This window comes from Williamsia serinedens, from assembly GCF_024171725.1.
GTDB classification, from domain to species: Bacteria; Actinomycetota; Actinomycetes; order Mycobacteriales; family Mycobacteriaceae; genus Williamsia_A; species Williamsia_A serinedens.
The window spans coordinates 438,641-453,659 of the sequence record NZ_JAMTCG010000001.1 but is presented as its reverse complement, the minus strand read 5'-3'; the positions used below and the strand labels follow the sequence as shown (position 1 = coordinate 453,659).

Annotated in this window: 13 protein-coding genes; 5 read left to right on the top strand and 8 right to left on the bottom strand. The window is 70.0% G+C overall.

Features of this window, described 5'->3' with window-relative positions:
* Positions 1-120: 120 nt before the first annotated feature.
* Positions 121-1,737 (bottom strand): NlpC/P60 family protein, encoded by a 1,617-nt coding sequence (locus LX12_RS02050; protein ID WP_253652818.1) that lies wholly within the window; start codon positions 1,735-1,737, stop codon positions 121-123.
* A gap of 317 nt (positions 1,738-2,054) precedes the next feature.
* On the bottom strand, positions 2,055-2,684 hold the full coding sequence (locus tag LX12_RS02045; RefSeq protein WP_253652817.1) for an Rv1476 family membrane protein: 630 nt from the start codon (positions 2,682-2,684) through the stop codon (positions 2,055-2,057).
* A 273-nt stretch (positions 2,685-2,957) separates the two neighbouring features.
* Between LX12_RS02045 and LX12_RS02040 the strand changes: the two genes are divergently transcribed.
* The 3 genes from LX12_RS02040 to LX12_RS02030 all read left to right on the top strand — a co-directional run bounded on the left by LX12_RS02040 (position 2,958) and on the right by LX12_RS02030 (position 8,027).
* Positions 2,958-5,762: an aconitate hydratase gene (locus LX12_RS02040; RefSeq protein WP_253652816.1), complete on the top strand. Its 2,805-nt coding sequence runs from the start codon at positions 2,958-2,960 to the stop codon at positions 5,760-5,762.
* A 100-nt stretch (positions 5,763-5,862) separates the two neighbouring features.
* On the top strand, positions 5,863-6,435 hold the full coding sequence (locus LX12_RS02035) for a TetR/AcrR family transcriptional regulator (RefSeq protein ID WP_253652815.1): 573 nt from the start codon (positions 5,863-5,865) through the stop codon (positions 6,433-6,435).
* Between the two features lie 68 nt (positions 6,436-6,503).
* On the top strand, positions 6,504-8,027 hold the full coding sequence (locus LX12_RS02030) for an acyl-CoA synthetase (RefSeq protein ID WP_253652814.1): 1,524 nt from the start codon (positions 6,504-6,506) through the stop codon (positions 8,025-8,027).
* A 6-nt stretch (positions 8,028-8,033) separates the two neighbouring features.
* Here LX12_RS02030 and LX12_RS02025 read toward each other — a convergent pair whose 3' ends face one another.
* Entirely contained in the window at positions 8,034-9,662 is a 1,629-nt protein-coding gene (locus LX12_RS02025) for an ABC-F family ATP-binding cassette domain-containing protein (protein ID WP_253652813.1), read from the bottom strand.
* A gap of 105 nt (positions 9,663-9,767) precedes the next feature.
* On the opposite strand from LX12_RS02025, the gene LX12_RS02020 reads away from it, so the two are divergent.
* Together LX12_RS02020 and LX12_RS02015 are read left to right on the top strand one after the other, a co-directional pair.
* Entirely contained in the window at positions 9,768-10,529 is a 762-nt protein-coding gene (locus LX12_RS02020; protein WP_253653158.1) for an SDR family oxidoreductase, read from the top strand.
* Entirely contained in the window at positions 10,522-11,715 is a 1,194-nt protein-coding gene (locus tag LX12_RS02015) for a lycopene cyclase family protein (protein WP_253652812.1), read from the top strand. Before LX12_RS02020 ends, LX12_RS02015 begins: the two co-directional genes overlap by 8 nt.
* A 9-nt stretch (positions 11,716-11,724) precedes the next feature.
* Here the strand turns inward: LX12_RS02015 and LX12_RS02010 are convergent, their stop codons facing one another.
* The 5 genes from LX12_RS02010 to LX12_RS01990 are packed head-to-tail and all read right to left on the bottom strand — an operon-like array spanning position 11,725 to position 15,012.
* Entirely contained in the window at positions 11,725-12,147 is a 423-nt protein-coding gene (locus tag LX12_RS02010) for a MarR family transcriptional regulator (RefSeq protein WP_253652811.1), read from the bottom strand.
* Positions 12,144-12,842 (bottom strand): SDR family NAD(P)-dependent oxidoreductase, encoded by a 699-nt coding sequence (locus LX12_RS02005; protein WP_253652810.1) that lies wholly within the window; start codon positions 12,840-12,842, stop codon positions 12,144-12,146. Before LX12_RS02005 ends, LX12_RS02010 begins: the two co-directional genes overlap by 4 nt.
* 46 nt (positions 12,843-12,888) lie before the next feature.
* On the bottom strand, positions 12,889-13,248 hold the full coding sequence (locus LX12_RS02000) for a metal-sulfur cluster assembly factor (RefSeq protein WP_253652809.1): 360 nt from the start codon (positions 13,246-13,248) through the stop codon (positions 12,889-12,891).
* Positions 13,245-13,733 (bottom strand): Fe-S cluster assembly sulfur transfer protein SufU, encoded by a 489-nt coding sequence (gene sufU, locus LX12_RS01995; protein ID WP_253652808.1) that lies wholly within the window; start codon positions 13,731-13,733, stop codon positions 13,245-13,247. Before sufU ends, LX12_RS02000 begins: the two co-directional genes overlap by 4 nt.
* Before the next feature lie 4 nt (positions 13,734-13,737).
* The gene (locus LX12_RS01990) at positions 13,738-15,012 is read right to left on the bottom strand and encodes a cysteine desulfurase (protein WP_253652807.1); all 1,275 of its coding nucleotides are present in this window, start codon (positions 15,010-15,012) and stop codon (positions 13,738-13,740) included.
* Positions 15,013-15,019 lie beyond the last annotated feature (7 nt).

Genomic DNA, 15,019 nt, shown 5'->3' with positions numbered 1-15,019 from the left:
CCTCCACCGGTCGTCGCGCCTGCTGGCCTCCACGGTGCGGGGACCCCCGCACGCCTGTCGCCCCCGAGGGTAGCGGTCTCGTCGCCACCCGCCCGGGCGCCGCGGGCGCGGCGTCGGCGACTATCCGGTGAGACGGACGACGTACGGCATCGCGCCGCTGGTCCGCAGGGGCGAGATCTTCACCACGGAGCCCGATTCCGGCGCCTCGACCATCTGGTTGTTCCCCAGGTAGAGCGCGACGTGCTGGCTGGCGTTGGGGCCGTAGAAGATCATGTCGCCCCGCTGCATCTGCGAGAGCGGCACATGCGGACCCGACGTGTACTGGTAACCGGTGTAGTGCGGCAGCGAGATGCCGATGCCGGCGAACGCGTACATCATCAGACCCGAGCAGTCGAAGCCGACCTTGTTGTAGTCGCCGTAGCTGTCGGCGACGCCACCGTCGCGGATGCCCTTCGTGGGTCCGTTGGCGTTGCCGCCGCCCCAGGAGTACGGGACACCGAGCTGCGACAGCGCGCGGTTCACGACGATCTCGACCGCGGCCGAGCCGGTGACACCGGGCGTGACGGAGGTGGCGCCGCCGCCACCGCTCCCGCCGGAGGACGTACCCGATCCACCATCGGTGCCGTCGATGTCGGTGTGGTTGCCGGTGATCGAGGCGATCACCTGGGCGACGACCTGCTGCGCGGCGTCGACGGCGAGCTTGGCCGCGGCCTGGGCCGCGATCTGGAACGCCGACTGCGCTGCGGTGACGATCGCGTCCCGCAGGGGGTCGATGGGCGACGCGGCGTCCACCCGGCCGGGGATGACCGCGGCCACCCCGCCCGGGGACGGAGCCGGCGCCGCCGCGGGCGTGCTGCCTGGAGCACCGCCCGGGACGGTGACGGGAGCGGCGGCCGGGACCCGTCCACGCAGCGCGTCGAGTTGCTGCTGGGCCGCATCCCGGGCGGCGCTGAGCTGCGCCTTCGTCGCGGACTCCGTCTTGGCTGCGGCGACGGTCTGCGCGATGGCGTCGACCGCGTCCTGCTTGCGCTGGGCTGCCTGCTCGGCCGCGCGTGCCGCCGACTTGCGGGTGGCCGTCGCGGTGGCGAGCTTGTTCGCCTTCTCGTTGCGCGAGACCTTCAGCTGCTGGATGGTCGCCTGCTGGTCCTTCGTCAGCTGGGCGATGACGCCGGCGCGGTCGAGCACGGCGGCCGGGTCGCCGGAGGTGAACACGGTCGCCAGCGACGCCTGGTTGCTGCCCTGGCGGTACAGGTCCCGGACGAAGTCGTCGAAGTTCTTCTGCGCCGTCGCGATCTGGGCGTCGGCCTTCTTCAGCGCGTCGGACGACCCGTTGACCGCCAGCACCGACAGCCGCTCCTGGTCGCGCGACGTCTGCAGGTCGACGAGGGCACGGTTCGCGGCCTCCCGCTTGATCGCGAGAGAGGCGTCGATGTCGGCCAGACGCTGGTCGACGTCGGCGATCTGGTTGATCAGCCCCGCGATGCCCGACGGCCCGCGGGGTGCGGGTCCGGCCGGGTCGGCCGCCACGGCGCCCGCTCCGACACCGAGCAGACCGACGGCGACGAGGAGGGTCACGGTCGCGGCGGTGAGAACGCGCAGACCACGCGCCGCCGACCGCACGAGGTGTCCGTCTCCGGGGTCCGTCGGGTGGATGGTGCCGTGGTCGACGGCGGGATGGCGGCGCGGGTCGGCGGGATGAAACGACTCCCGACGACCGCATGCGGAACGTCGCCTCACAGATGACTCCCTCGCAGAACGGACATGCGATCGGCGGGTGGCGACACCACGGCTCCGCCGAACGTCGACCCACCCCCGAAGTGCGCCACGGGAGGTGTCAACTTCCCCATCAACACCACCAATGACACGAGGAACAGTACGTCACAATCGCCACCAGTGAAACACGAGTAACAAATTACAAGTGCGTGATTACCTGCGGAAATGCTGCCCGAGGGCTCGTTCCGGGGGCTGATCAGCGGAACGACATCGGCGTCATTTGATCCACGATCGCAAAGGTTGGATGCGCCACCGAGACGGAGGCGTGCACCACGGGCCGATCAGGCCGTCGGCGGGGTGTCCCGATCCTCGGTTCCCACGCCGCCCGACACGGCGGCGGACGCCTCCGACGACGTCGCGCCGGACGGGGCGGCGGCGCGGCGACGCCGCACCTGCAGCACGCGGGCGACCACGGCACCGACCGCGACCACGGCCACGAGGACGAGCGTCACGACGGTCCACGGGATCTGCGTCTGCTCGGTCATCCGGTCGAGCATCTGCTGGGCGCCGGTCGCCGGCTGCGACACCGTGAGGTTGTCCTGCGCCTGCTCCAGCTGCACCCGGCTGAAGTCGTCCGACGCGGTGCCGACGGTGTCCGGCCCGAACACGACGACGGTCCCGCCGGTCTGCTTCTGCAACGCGGTCGCGATGTCGCGGTAGTAGGTGAAGTTGGGCTGCGCCTGCTCGAGCACGACGAAGTTCATGTCGTGGCCCTTGGCCTTCGCCTCGGCCACCACGCGTTCCAGGCCCGCCACGTCGCCACTCGGGGCGGACACGTGATCCCCGGCGAGATCCTTCGCGATCGACCCCAGGTCGACGTCCTCGGGGATCACGGTGAACGCCGGCGCCGAGTGCAGGATCCCGCGGACGTCCGCGGGGTCCGTGCCGGCGATCTGCATGCCGACGGTCATGACCGGTGGCTCCTCTGGCGTCGGGATGCGGGCCGGTGCAGGCCCGGGGTGACGGATGCACAGTACGACAGCGCGGCGTCCCCGCGATGTTCACCCGCCGGGAGACGCCATTCACCCAATGGCCCCAACCAGTACGCGCGTACTGCTAGACTGTGGGCACGTTCGCACCCCGCCGGCCCGCGGGGCGCAGGACACATCAGCGCCGGCGCAGCCCCGCCGGCGACGAGAGTCGGCGGATCACCGACGTCGACGAACCGAGGAGTGGAGTGTTGCGTGAGCTCGTCAATTGATTCGTTCGGAGCCAAGGGGACCCTGCAGGTCGGCGACAACTCGTACGAGATCTACCGCCTGAGCGCCGTGGAGGGCGTCGACCGCCTCCCCTACGCGCTGAAGGTGCTCGCCGAGAACCTGCTGCGCACCGAGGACGGCGCGAACATCACCAAGGACCACATCCAGGCGATCGCCGGGTGGGACCCCGAGGCCGATCCCAGCATCGAGATCCAGTTCACCCCGGCCCGCGTGATCATGCAGGACTTCACCGGCGTGCCCTGCATCGTCGACCTCGCGACCATGCGTGAAGCGGTCAAGGAACTCGGCGGCGATCCCGACAAGGTGAACCCGCTCGCCCCCGCCGAGATGGTCATCGACCACTCGGTCATCATCGAGGCCTTCGGCAACGCGCAGGCGTTCGAGCGCAACGTCGAGATCGAGTACCAGCGCAACGAGGAGCGCTACCAGTTCCTCCGCTGGGGCCAGGGAGCGTTCGACGACTTCAAGGTCGTCCCCCCGGGCACCGGCATCGTGCACCAGGTCAACATCGAGCACCTCGCGCGCTCGGTCATGGTCCGCGACGGCGTGGCCTACCCGGACACCTGCGTCGGCACCGACTCGCACACCACGATGGAGAACGGGCTGGGCGTCCTGGGCTGGGGCGTCGGCGGCATCGAGGCCGAGGCCGCAATGCTCGGGCAGCCGATCTCGATGCTCATCCCCCGCGTCGTCGGCTTCAAGCTCTCCGGTGAGACCAAGCCCGGCGTGACCGCCACCGACGTCGTCCTCACGATCACCGAGATGCTCCGCAAGCACGGTGTCGTCGGCAAGTTCGTCGAGTTCTACGGCAAGGGTGTGGCCGCGGTGCCGCTGGCCAACCGCGCCACCATCGGCAACATGAGCCCCGAGTTCGGCTCGACCTGCGCGATGTTCCCCATCGACGAGGAGACCATCAGCTACCTGAAGCTGACCGGCCGCAGCCAGGAGACGCTCGACCTCGTCGAGGCGTACGCCAAGGAACAGGGCATGTGGCACGACGGCGAGAAGGAGCCGGTGTACTCCGAGTACCTCGAGCTCGACCTCGCCGACGTCGTCCCGTCCATCGCGGGCCCGAAGCGCCCGCAGGACCGCATCGAGCTGTGGGACGCGAAGAACGCCTTCCGCAAGGACATCCACAACTACGTCGAGAACGGCAACGCCCCCGAGCACACCAAGCTCGACGAGGCCGTCGAGGACACGTTCCCCGCGTCCGACCCGGCTGCGCTGTCCTTCGCCGACGACGACGCCGAGCCGCTGCACTCCGCGGCCCGCAACGCCGAGGGTCGCCCGTCGAACCCCGTCACCGTCGACTCGCCGGAGCGCGGGAAGATGATCCTCGACCACGGCATCGTCACGATCGCGTCGATCACGAGCTGCACCAACACCTCGAACCCCTCGGTCATGCTCGGCGCCGCGCTGCTCGCGCGCAACGCCGTCGAGAAGGGTCTGACCAGCAAGCCGTGGGTGAAGACCTCGATGGCCCCGGGGTCGCAGGTCGTCACCGGCTACTACGAGAAGGCCGGCCTGTGGCCGTACCTGGAGAAGCTCGGCTTCTACCTCGTCGGCTACGGCTGCACGACGTGCATCGGCAACTCGGGCCCGCTGCCCGAGGAGATCTCGAAGGCGATCAACGACAACGACCTCACCGCCACCGCGGTGCTGTCGGGCAACCGCAACTTCGAGGGCCGCATCAACCAGGACGTCAAGATGAACTACCTGGCGTCGCCGCCGCTGGTCATCGCCTACGCCCTGGCCGGGACCATGGACTTCGACTTCGAGTCCGACCCGCTGGGACAGGACACCGACGGCAACGACGTCTTCCTCAAGGACATCTGGCCCTCGGGTGAGGAGATCCAGAAGACGATCGCCGAGTCGATCTCGCCGGAGCAGTACGCGGCCGACTACGCCGACGTCTTCAAGGGCGACGAGCGCTGGCGCAACCTGCCCACCCCGGACGGCAAGACGTTCGAGTGGGACGAGAAGTCGACCTACGTGCGCAAGCCCCCGTACTTCGAGGGCATGGAGCGGGAGCCGGCACCGGTCACCGACATCACCGGTGCACGCGTGCTCGCGAAGCTGGGCGACTCGGTCACCACCGACCACATCTCCCCCGCCTCGACGATCAAGCCGGGCACCCCGGCGGCGCAGTACCTCGACGAGAACGGTGTGGCCCGCAAGGACTACAACTCGCTGGGTGCCCGTCGCGGCAACCACGAGGTGATGATCCGCTCGACGTTCGGCAACATCCGCCTGCAGAACCAGCTGCTGGACGGGGTCTCGGGTGGCTACACCCGCGACTTCACCCAGGACGGTGGACCGCAGTCGTTCATCTACGACGCAGCGCAGAACTACGCCGCGCAGAACACCCCGCTCGTGGTGCTCGGCGGCAAGGAGTACGGCACCGGGTCGTCGCGTGACTGGGCGGCCAAGGGCACCAGCCTGCTGGGTGTGCGTGCGGTCATCACCGAGAGCTTCGAGCGCATCCACCGCTCGAACCTCATCGGCATGGGCGTCATCCCGCTGCAGTTCCCCGAGGGCGAGTCGCACAAGTCGCTGGGCCTCGACGGCACGGAGACGTTCGACATCACCGGCATCGAGGAGCTGAACAGCGGCACCACCCCGGAGACGGTGCACGTCGTCGCCACCAAGGAAGACGGCAACAAGGTCGAGTTCGACGCGAAGGTCCGCATCGACACGCCCGGCGAGGCCGACTACTACCGCAACGGCGGCATCCTGCAGTACGTGCTGCGCAACATGATCGGCAGCTGAGGCACGCCGTTCCCATGAGTCCGTGCGCCCCGGTTCTCCCCCGAGAGCCGGGGCGCACGACCATCACCACCGTGATCGCCGCAGGAAAGGGGGTGACGCCGTGCCACGGGTGAGCGAGGACCATCTCGCCGCGCGTCGTCGCGAGATCCTCGACGGCTCCCGGCGCTGCTTCGCCGAGCACGGCTACGACGGCGCGACCGTCCGTCGTCTGGAGGAGGCCACCGGTCTGTCGCGGGGTGCGATCTTCCACCATTTCCGCGACAAGGAGGCGCTGTTCCTGGCGCTCGCGCACGAGGACGCCGAACGCATGGCCGACGTCGCCGCCGAGCAGGGGCTCGTGCAGGTCATGCGCGACATGCTCGACCACCCCGAGGACTTCGACTGGCTCGGCACGCGGCTGGAGATCGCGCGGAAGCTGCGCAGCGACCCCGAGTTCCGGTCGGAGTTCCTGGCCCGGTCGATCGACCTCGAGGCCGCGACCCTCGCACGGCTCGAACGCCAACGCAGTGCCGGTCGTCTGCGCGACGACCTGCCCACCGAGGTGATCGTGGCCTACCTCGACCTCATCCTCGACGGGCTGATCACCCGATTGGCCTCGGGTCACCGCGGCTCGGATCTGCACGCCGTCCTCGACCTCGTGGAGGAGTCGGTCCGCCGGTCGCGGACCGAGTGACGGGAACCCAAAGCGACACTTTCGCGGTTTTGTTCCATCGCGGCCATAGGTGTGGTTATCCTGTCGCCATGTTCCCAGGAGTGTTCGCGGCGACGACGCCCGACAAGCCCGCAGCCATCCTCCCGGCGACGGGTGAGCAGATCACCTACGCCGAGCTCGACGAGCGCTCGATCCGGCTGGCGAACCACCTCCGGGAACTGGGGTTACAGCGCGGCGACTGCATCGCGCTGGTCTCCACCAACGACCTCCGCGTGTTCGAGGTCTACTGGGCCGCCCTGCGGTCCGGGCTCTACATCACGCCGGTGAACCATCACCTGACCGCCGCCGAGACGAACTTCATCCTCGGCGACTGCGGTGCGCGTGTCCTGTTCGCCTCCGCGGCGTCGGCCGACGCCGTCGCCGACGCCGCGGAGGTCACCACCCTCGAACACCGGATCGCCTGGGGTGGGATCGACGGTTTCGAGTCCTACGACGAGGTGCTGGCAGCGGCCTCGCCGGAGAAGCCGGCGAGTCAGCCCCGCGGCCACGACATGCTCTACTCGTCGGGTACGACGGGGCGACCCAAGGGCATCCAGCCGCCGCTGCCGGATGGCGAGGTCGACGAGGTCCCCGACATCTACACGGTGATCTTCTCCGGGATGTACGGGTTCGACGCCGCAACCGTCTACCTCTCCCCCGCCCCGCTGTATCACGCTGCGCCGCTGCGCTATTGCGGGATGACGCAGTCGGTGGGCGGCACGGTGATCGTGATGGACCGCTTCGAACCCGAGGAGGCACTGCGCCTCATCGAGACCTACCACGTCACCCACAGCCAGTGGGTGCCGACCATGTTCGTGCGGATGCTGAAGCTGCCCAAGGAGGTCCGCGACCGCTACGACGTCTCGTCGATGAAGGCCGCGATCCACGCCGCCGCCCCGTGTCCCGTGCACGTCAAGCGGGCGATGATCGACTGGTGGGGCCCGGTGATCTACGAGTACTACTCGTCGACCGAGGCGATCGGCGGCACGTTCATCGACTCGGCGGAGGCGCTGGCGCACCCGGGTTCGGTGGGCAAGCCGCTCCTCGGGGTGATCCATGTCTGCGACGACACCGGTGCGGAACTACCCGTCGGCGAGACCGGGACGGTGTACTTCGAGCGCGAGGCGAAGACCTTCGAGTACCACAACGACCCCGAGAAGACCCGCGCCGCAGAGCATCCCGATCACGAGCTGTGGGCGACCACCGGCGACATCGGCCACGTCGACGCCGACGGCTACCTCTACCTGACCGACCGCAAGGCGTTCATGATCATCTCCGGCGGCGTGAACATCTACCCGCAGGAGGCCGAGAACGTGCTCATCGGCCACCCCGCCGTGTTCGACGTCGCGGTGATCGGCGTCCCGAACGACGAGTTCGGCGAGGAGGTGAAGGCCTGCGTCCAGCTCGAGGAGGGGCACACGGGCTCACCGGAACTCGCCGCTGAGCTCGACGCGTTCGTCCGCGGGCAGCTCGCCGCCTACAAGGTGCCGCGCAGCTACGACTTCGTCGACGAACTGCCCCGCACGGCGACCGGCAAGCTGGTGAAGGGAAAGCTCAGGGCCGCCTACGTCTGATGCGAGCTACGCGAGCTCGATGAGCTCCTGGTACTCGGCGGACCAGTGGTCCTCGGTGCCGTCGGGCAGGAGGATGACCCGTTCGGGCTCGAGTGCCGCCGCCGCACCCGGGTCGTGGGTGACCAGGACGACGGCCCCGGCGTAGGTCCGCAGCGCGTCGAGCACCTGTTCGCGGGAGATCGGGTCGAGGTTGTTCGTCGGCTCGTCGAGCAGCAGGACGTTCGCCGCCGACGACACCAGGCCCGCCAGCGCGAGACGCGTCTTCTCGCCGCCCGACAGCGTCCCCGCCGGCTGCTCGAGCTGCGGACCGCTGAACATGAACGCGCCCAACAACCCTCGCAGGTCCTGCTCGCCCGCGTCCGGCGCGGCGTGGCGGATGTTCTCCCACACCGACGCCATGTCGTCGATGGTGTCGTGCTCCTGGGCGAAGTACCCGAGCTTGAGGCCGTAGCCGGGTTCGATGGTGCCGAGGTCCGGCTTCTCGACGCCGGCGAGCAGTTTCAGGAGCGTCGTCTTGCCGGCACCGTTGAGCCCGAGCACGACGACGCGGCTGCCGCGGTCGATGGCGAGGTCGACGCCGGTGAAGATCTCCAGCGACCCGTAGTTCTTCGTGAGCTCCCTGGCCATGAGCGGCGTCTTGCCGCACGCGGTCGGTTCCGGGAACCGGATCTTCGCGGTCCGGTCGGCCACGCGCTCCTCGTCGAGGGCGTCGATCATCTTGTCCGCCCGCTTCAGCATCTGCTGTGCCGCAGCGGCCTTGGTGGCCTTCGCGCCCAGTTTCGCGGCCTGCGTCCGCAGCGCCGACGCCTTCTTCTCCGCGTTCGCACGCTCACGCTTGCGTCGCTGTTCGTCGGTCGCGCGCGCGTCGAGGTACTTGGCCCAGCCCATGTTGTAGACGTCGGCCTCGCCCCGGACGGCGTCGAGGAACCACACCTTGTTCACCACGTCGGCGAGGAGGTCGACGTCGTGGCTGATGACGACGAGACCACCGTCGTGGTTCTGCAGGAAGGTGCGCAGCCAGGAGATCGAGTCGGCGTCGAGGTGGTTCGTCGGCTCGTCCAGGAGCAGCGTCGTGTTCGACTTCCCCCCGCCGGTCGACGCGGCGAAGAGGATGCGTGCCAGCTCGATGCGGCGTCGTTGGCCACCCGAGAGCGTCGACAGCGGCTGGCCGAGGACACGATCGGGCAGGGCGAGGCTGTGGCAGATGCGCGCGGCGTCGGACTCGGCCTCGTAACCCCCAAGCGCGGAGAAGCGTTCCTCCAGGCGTCCGTACCTCGCGACCGCCTTGTCGCGGGTGGCGTCGTCGGCGGCCTCGGCCATCAGCGCCTGCTGCTTCTCCATGTCCCGGACCATCGCGTCGAGCCCGCGCGCGGAGAGCACCCTGTCCTTCGCCAGGACGCCCAGGTCGCCCTCCTTGGGGTCCTGCGGGAGGTAGCCGACGTCCCCGCTGCGTGCGACGCTGCCGGCGTAGGGCTCGCCCTCGCCGGCGAGGATCCGCATGGTGGTGGTCTTGCCGGCACCGTTGCGGCCGACGAGGCCGATCCGGTCACCGGGCTGGATGCGCAGCGCAGGGCCGGGCGCCGAGAGCAGGGTCCGCACCCCTGCCCGCACCTCGAGGTCCGTTGCCGTGATCACGACGGTCCAGTCTACGGACGGGTGCAAACCGGTACCGCCGGCCGCGGCGGGGCTGACCTGGCAGGACTCCCGTCGGCGTCGGCTAGCGTCGTGGGTGTGACCGATGTGACACAGCCCCTGTCCGGACGGACCGCACTCGTGACCGGCGGCAGCCGCGGGATCGGTCTCGGCACCGCATCCGTGCTGGCCGCGCGGGGTGCCACGGTGACCGTCACGGGCCGCAAACCCGACGCCCTCGCCGCGGCGGAGGCGACCATCCGCGAGGCGGCTCCGGACGCCGACGTGCGGACCATCGTCGCCAACACCGGCTCCGCCGACGATCGGCGCGCCGCGGTGGAGCTCGCTGCCCGCGACCGGGGAACGGTCGACATCCTCGTGAACAACACCGGGATCAACCCGGTGTACGGCCCGCTGATGGACGCCGACCTCGACGCCGTCCGCAAGATCTTCGACGTCAACGTCGTCGCCGCCCTCGGCTATCTGCAGGAGTGCCACCGTGCGGGGATGGGTCGCACAGGTGGCGCCGTCGTCAACATCGCCAGCACCGCGGGTCTGCGGTCGACGCGGGTCATCGCGGCCTACGGTGCGTCGAAGGCGGCGCTGATCCGGCTGACCGCGGAACTCGCTGCCGAACTCGGTCCCGGCATCCGCGTCAACGCGATCGCCCCGAACATCGTCAAGACACAGTTCGCCGAGGCGCTCTACAGCGCCGACGAGGAGGGTGTCGCGTCCCGCTTCCCGCTGAAGCGACTCGGCACACCCGCCGACGTCGCCGAGCTCGTCGCGTTCCTCGTCGACGACGAGCGGTCGGGATGGATCAGCGGCGAGACCATCACCCTCGACGGCGGGCTGCTGGCCGGTGGCTGATCGCCCGACGGCGCTGCACCGGCTCGTCGTCGTCGGCGCCGGGCCCGCGGGCCGCGCGGTCGCGCACCGGGCGTCGCTCGCCGGGATCGACGTCGCGATCGTCGACCCCCGCCCGGCCGGGCCGTGGTCGGCGACGTACGCGGCGTGGGAGGACGAACTGCCCCTGTGGTTGCCCCCGGAGGCGATCGCGACACGCCACCGGTCCGTCACGGTGTACACGGGTCGGCGCCATCGCATCGACCGGCCCTACGTCGTGCTGGACACCGTTGCTCTGCGGCTCGCGCTCGACGGCGAGGTCACCGAGTACGGCGCGATGGTCACCGACGTCGCATCCCGCGCGGTGCGGCTCGCCGACGGGCGCGTACTCGCCGCGGATGTCGTCGTCGACGCCCGCGGCAGCCAGGACACCCCCGGTCCGGCACAGACCGCGTCGGGGATCTTCGTCGACTTCGCGACGGCGGCACCCCTTCTCGGCGACGACGAGGCCGTGCTCATGGACTGGCGCGATCCCGACGGCCGCGCCCTGGACACCCCGGGTGTCGACGGGCGGGGACGCGTACTGCCCGCGACCTTCCTCTACGCGATCCCCGTGGCCGAGGACACCGTCCTGCTGGAGGAGACGTGTCTGGCCGCGGATCCGCCCGTCCCGGTCGCCGAACTACGCGGCCGACTGCTGCGGCGGCTGGCCCGCGCGGGCCTCGACGGTGACGTGGCGACCGAGGCGCCGCGCGAGTCGGTGCGGTTCGCGCTCGACGGCGGCGGCGAACGCCCCTGGCACGCCGACCCGGTGCGCTTCGGCGCGGCGGGCGGTCTGATGCACCCGGCCACCGGGTACAGCGTCGCGGTCTCGCTCGCCCTCGCCGACGTGGTGGTGCGGGCCGTGGCCGACGGGACCGACGTCGTCGACGCCCTGTGGCCGTCGTCGGCGCGGACGGTGCACGCGTTGCGGCGTCGCGGGCTGAACACGATGCTGTGTATGGACGCCGCGGCCACCATCGGCTTCTTCGACGGGTTCTTCCTGCTCGATCCGGCCCGTCGCGACGCCTATCTCAGCGGCCGCGACGACCTCGGCGCGGTGGCCGGTGCGATGGCCGCCCTCATGCCGATCGTCGGCCCCGCGGCGGCGGTCCGGATCGCCCGCGGTGCGATGCGGCGCCCGGCCTGGCGGTCCACCCGGACCCGGTGACGACGCGGATCAGGCGTCGTCGGCGGTCAATTCCTCGAGGAGGTCGAGAAGGGTGCGCTGTTGTGCGTCCGTGAGCCGCTCCATCGCGGCGGGCGGACGACTCAGGATCTGCTCGACGGTGGTGAGGGCGCGGCGCCCCGTGTCGGTGAGGGCCACCAGTTTCCGCCGCCGGTCGTCGGGGTGCGGTCGGCGTTCCACCAGGCCGTGTGACTCGAGCTTGTCGACGATGACGGTTGCGTAGGGCGCGTCCACCCCGATCTCGACGGCGATGTCGCGCAGCGAGAGCGGCCCGTCGCCCAGGCGGGTCAGGACCTTCCCGCGTCCGCCGCCGAGCGAGAACCCGAGCGCCTCGGCCAGTTCCGCGCGTCGGCCCTGCGCCTCGACGAACGCGTACAGCGACGTCCACGCCCGGGTCGCCGGATCGCCGCTCACCACGGGACCGTCCTGCCCTGGTAGTCGACGTAGTGCAGACCGGGACGGTCGACGAGGGAGTCCAGGGTCGCGACGACCCCCGGGACGCTGTCCTCGATGGTCAGCCGCGCGCCGGGGCCGCCCAGCCCCGTCCGGACCCATCCGGGCGCCATCAGCACGACCGGTCCGCGGTCCTCGCCGCGGCGGGCCACGTAGCTGCGGACGAAGGTGTTCAGTGCCGCCTTGCTGCCGCGGTAGACCTCGTGGCCGCCGCGGGTGTTGTTGGCGACACTCCCCTGCCCGGACGACATGACGCCGATCATCCCGCCGGGCACGACGAGATCCTCGAGAGCGTCGATGACGCGCAACGGACTCAGCGCGTTGGTCACCATCAGGCGCACGAACTCGTCGGTGGAGATCTCCGGCACCGTGGCGTCGGCCTCGTCGGTGACACCGGCGTTGACGAACAGCAGACCGAAGGACCGCCCGTCGAGTCGACGGCGCAGTGCCGCGATCTGGTCGACGTCGGTGACGTCGACGTGCTCGACCTCGACGGATCCGGGATCCGTCGCCGCGATGTCGTCGAGCGGGGTGTGCCCGCCACGACTGGTCGCCACGACGTGGCGACCGGCGGACACCCACTGCTCCACGAGAGCTGCTCCGAGCCCCCGGGATGCCCCGACGATCAGGACGTCACCCACAATCGTTGTACTCATGACAACCATTGTGGGTACTACAACAATCTCGCGTCAAGCGCTCCGTTCAGACGGTGAAGCCCAGGGCGCGCAACTGCTCGCGACCGTCGTCGGTGATCTTGTCCGGGCCCCACGGCGGCAGCCAAACCCAGTTAATCTCGATGTCGGTGCACAGGCCGCTGGCGACGACCGCGGCGCGCGACTGGTCCTCGATGACGTCGGTCAGCGGGCAGGCCGCGGACGTCAGGGTCATGTCGATCTTGGCCACTGCCTCGGTGTCGACGTCGATGCCGTAGACGAGGCCGAGGTCGACGACGTTGATGCCGAGCTCCGGGTCGACGACGTCGCGCATGGCCTCCTCGACGTCGTCGATCGTGGGCAGCGAGGTCTGGACCTCCGCGGGTACCGGCGTGGTCTGGTCTGTCATGTCGTGCTCCTGGTGGTGGTCTCGTCGAGATGGATTGTCGCGTCGGTGACCTCGGCGTCGGTGCGACCCAGTGCGTCCTTGAAGGCCATCCACCCGAGCAGGGCGCACTTGACGCGGGCGGGGTACTTGGCGACGCCGGCGAACGCGATGCCGTCGCCGATGACGTCCTCGTCGCCGTCCACCTCGCCGCGAGAGGTCACCATGTCGGTGAAGGCGCCGACGGTGTCGAGCGCCTCGGTCACCGACTGCCCGACGACCTGGTCGTAGAGGACGGACGTGGCGGCCTGGGAGATGGAGCAGCCCTGGCCGTCGTAGGAGATGTCGGCGACGGCGCCGTCGGCGACCGCGACGCGCAGCGTCACCTCGTCACCGCAGGTCGGGTTGACGTGGTGCACCTCGGCGCCGAACGGCTCCCGCAGCCCGCGACCGTGCGGGTGCTTGTAGTGGTCCAGGATCACGTCCTGGTACATCTGCTCCATCCGCATGGGATCAGCCCACCCCGAAGAACCGTCGTGCGGTCCCGATCGCCTCGGCCAGGGCGTCCACCTCGGCGATGGTGTTGTACGCGGCGAAGGACGCGCGTGCCGTCGCCGCGACGCCGAACCGCTTGTGCAGCGGCCACGCACAGTGGTGACCGACACGGATCGCCACACCCTCGTCGTCGAGGATCTGACCCAGGTCGTGGGCGTGGATGCCGTCGACGACGAATGACACCGCGCCACCGCGGTCCGTGGCATCGGTCGGGCCGACGATGCGCAGCCCCTCGACGGCGCCGAGCCGCACCAGGGCGTGTTCGGTGAGGACGTGTTCATGCGCCGCGACGGCGTCCATCCCGATGTCGCGCAGGTACCGCACCGCTGCACCGAGTCCAACGACCTGGGACGTCATCGGCACGCCGGCCTCGAACCGCTGCGGCGGAGCCGCATACGTCGACACCTCCATCGACACCGTCTCGATCATCGAGCCACCCGAGATGAACGGGGGCAACTGCTTTAGGAGCGCCGATTTCCCGTACAGCACACCGACTCCCGACGGCCCGAACATCTTGTGTCCGGAGAACGCGGCGAAGTCGACGTCGAGAGCGTGCAGGTCGACGGCCATGTGCGGCACCGACTGGCAGGCGTCGAGGACGACGAGGGCGCCCACGGCTCGGGCGCGGCGCACCACCTCGGCGACGTCGGTGACGGCACCGGTCACGTTCGACTGATGCGTGACCGCCACCACCGCGACGGAGTCGTCGAGCTCGAGCGAGTCGAGATCGATCCGACCGTCGTCGGTGACGCCGAACCAGCGCAGCGTCGCACCGGTACGACGGCACAACTCCTGCCACGGGACGAGATTCGCGTGGTGCTCGAGCTCGCTGACCACGACGGTGTCGCCCTCGCCGAGCCGGTGCCCGCCGAGCAGCGGGGCGGTCCGGTCGTCGCCGAGGGTGTAGGCGATCAGGTTGATCGCCTCGGTGGCGTTCTTGGTGAACACCACCTCATCGTCGGCGGCACCGACGAAGGACGCGATGTCCGCCCGGGCGCCCTCGTAGGCGTCGGTGGCCTCCTCGGCGAGCTGATGGGCTCCCCGATGGACCGCCGCGTTGTGGTGCAGCAGGAAGTCCCGCTCGGCGTCGAGGACGGGCAGCGGCCGCTGCGACGTGGCCCCGGAGTCGAGGTACACCAACGGTTTGCCGTCCCGGACCGTGCGGCCCAGGATCGGGAAGTCGGCGCGCAACGCCTCGACGTCGAGCGCGGGCGATGCGACGGTGCTGGTCATGCGATCA

Excerpts from the sequence above, each read along its gene's own strand:
- LX12_RS02045 (WP_253652817.1), bottom strand. The coding sequence starts at position 2,684 with ATGACCGTCGGCATGCAGATCGCCGGCACGGACCCCGCGGACGTCCGC.
- LX12_RS01990 (WP_253652807.1), bottom strand. The coding sequence starts at position 15,012 with ATGACCAGCACCGTCGCATCGCCCGCGCTCGACGTCGAGGCGTTGCGC.
- sufU (WP_253652808.1), bottom strand. The coding sequence starts at position 13,733 with ATGCGGATGGAGCAGATGTACCAGGACGTGATCCTGGACCACTACAAG.
- LX12_RS02005 (WP_253652810.1), bottom strand. The coding sequence starts at position 12,842 with ATGAGTACAACGATTGTGGGTGACGTCCTGATCGTCGGGGCATCCCGG.
- LX12_RS02000 (WP_253652809.1), bottom strand. The coding sequence starts at position 13,248 with ATGACAGACCAGACCACGCCGGTACCCGCGGAGGTCCAGACCTCGCTG.
- LX12_RS02030 (WP_253652814.1), top strand. The coding sequence starts at position 6,504 with ATGTTCCCAGGAGTGTTCGCGGCGACGACGCCCGACAAGCCCGCAGCC.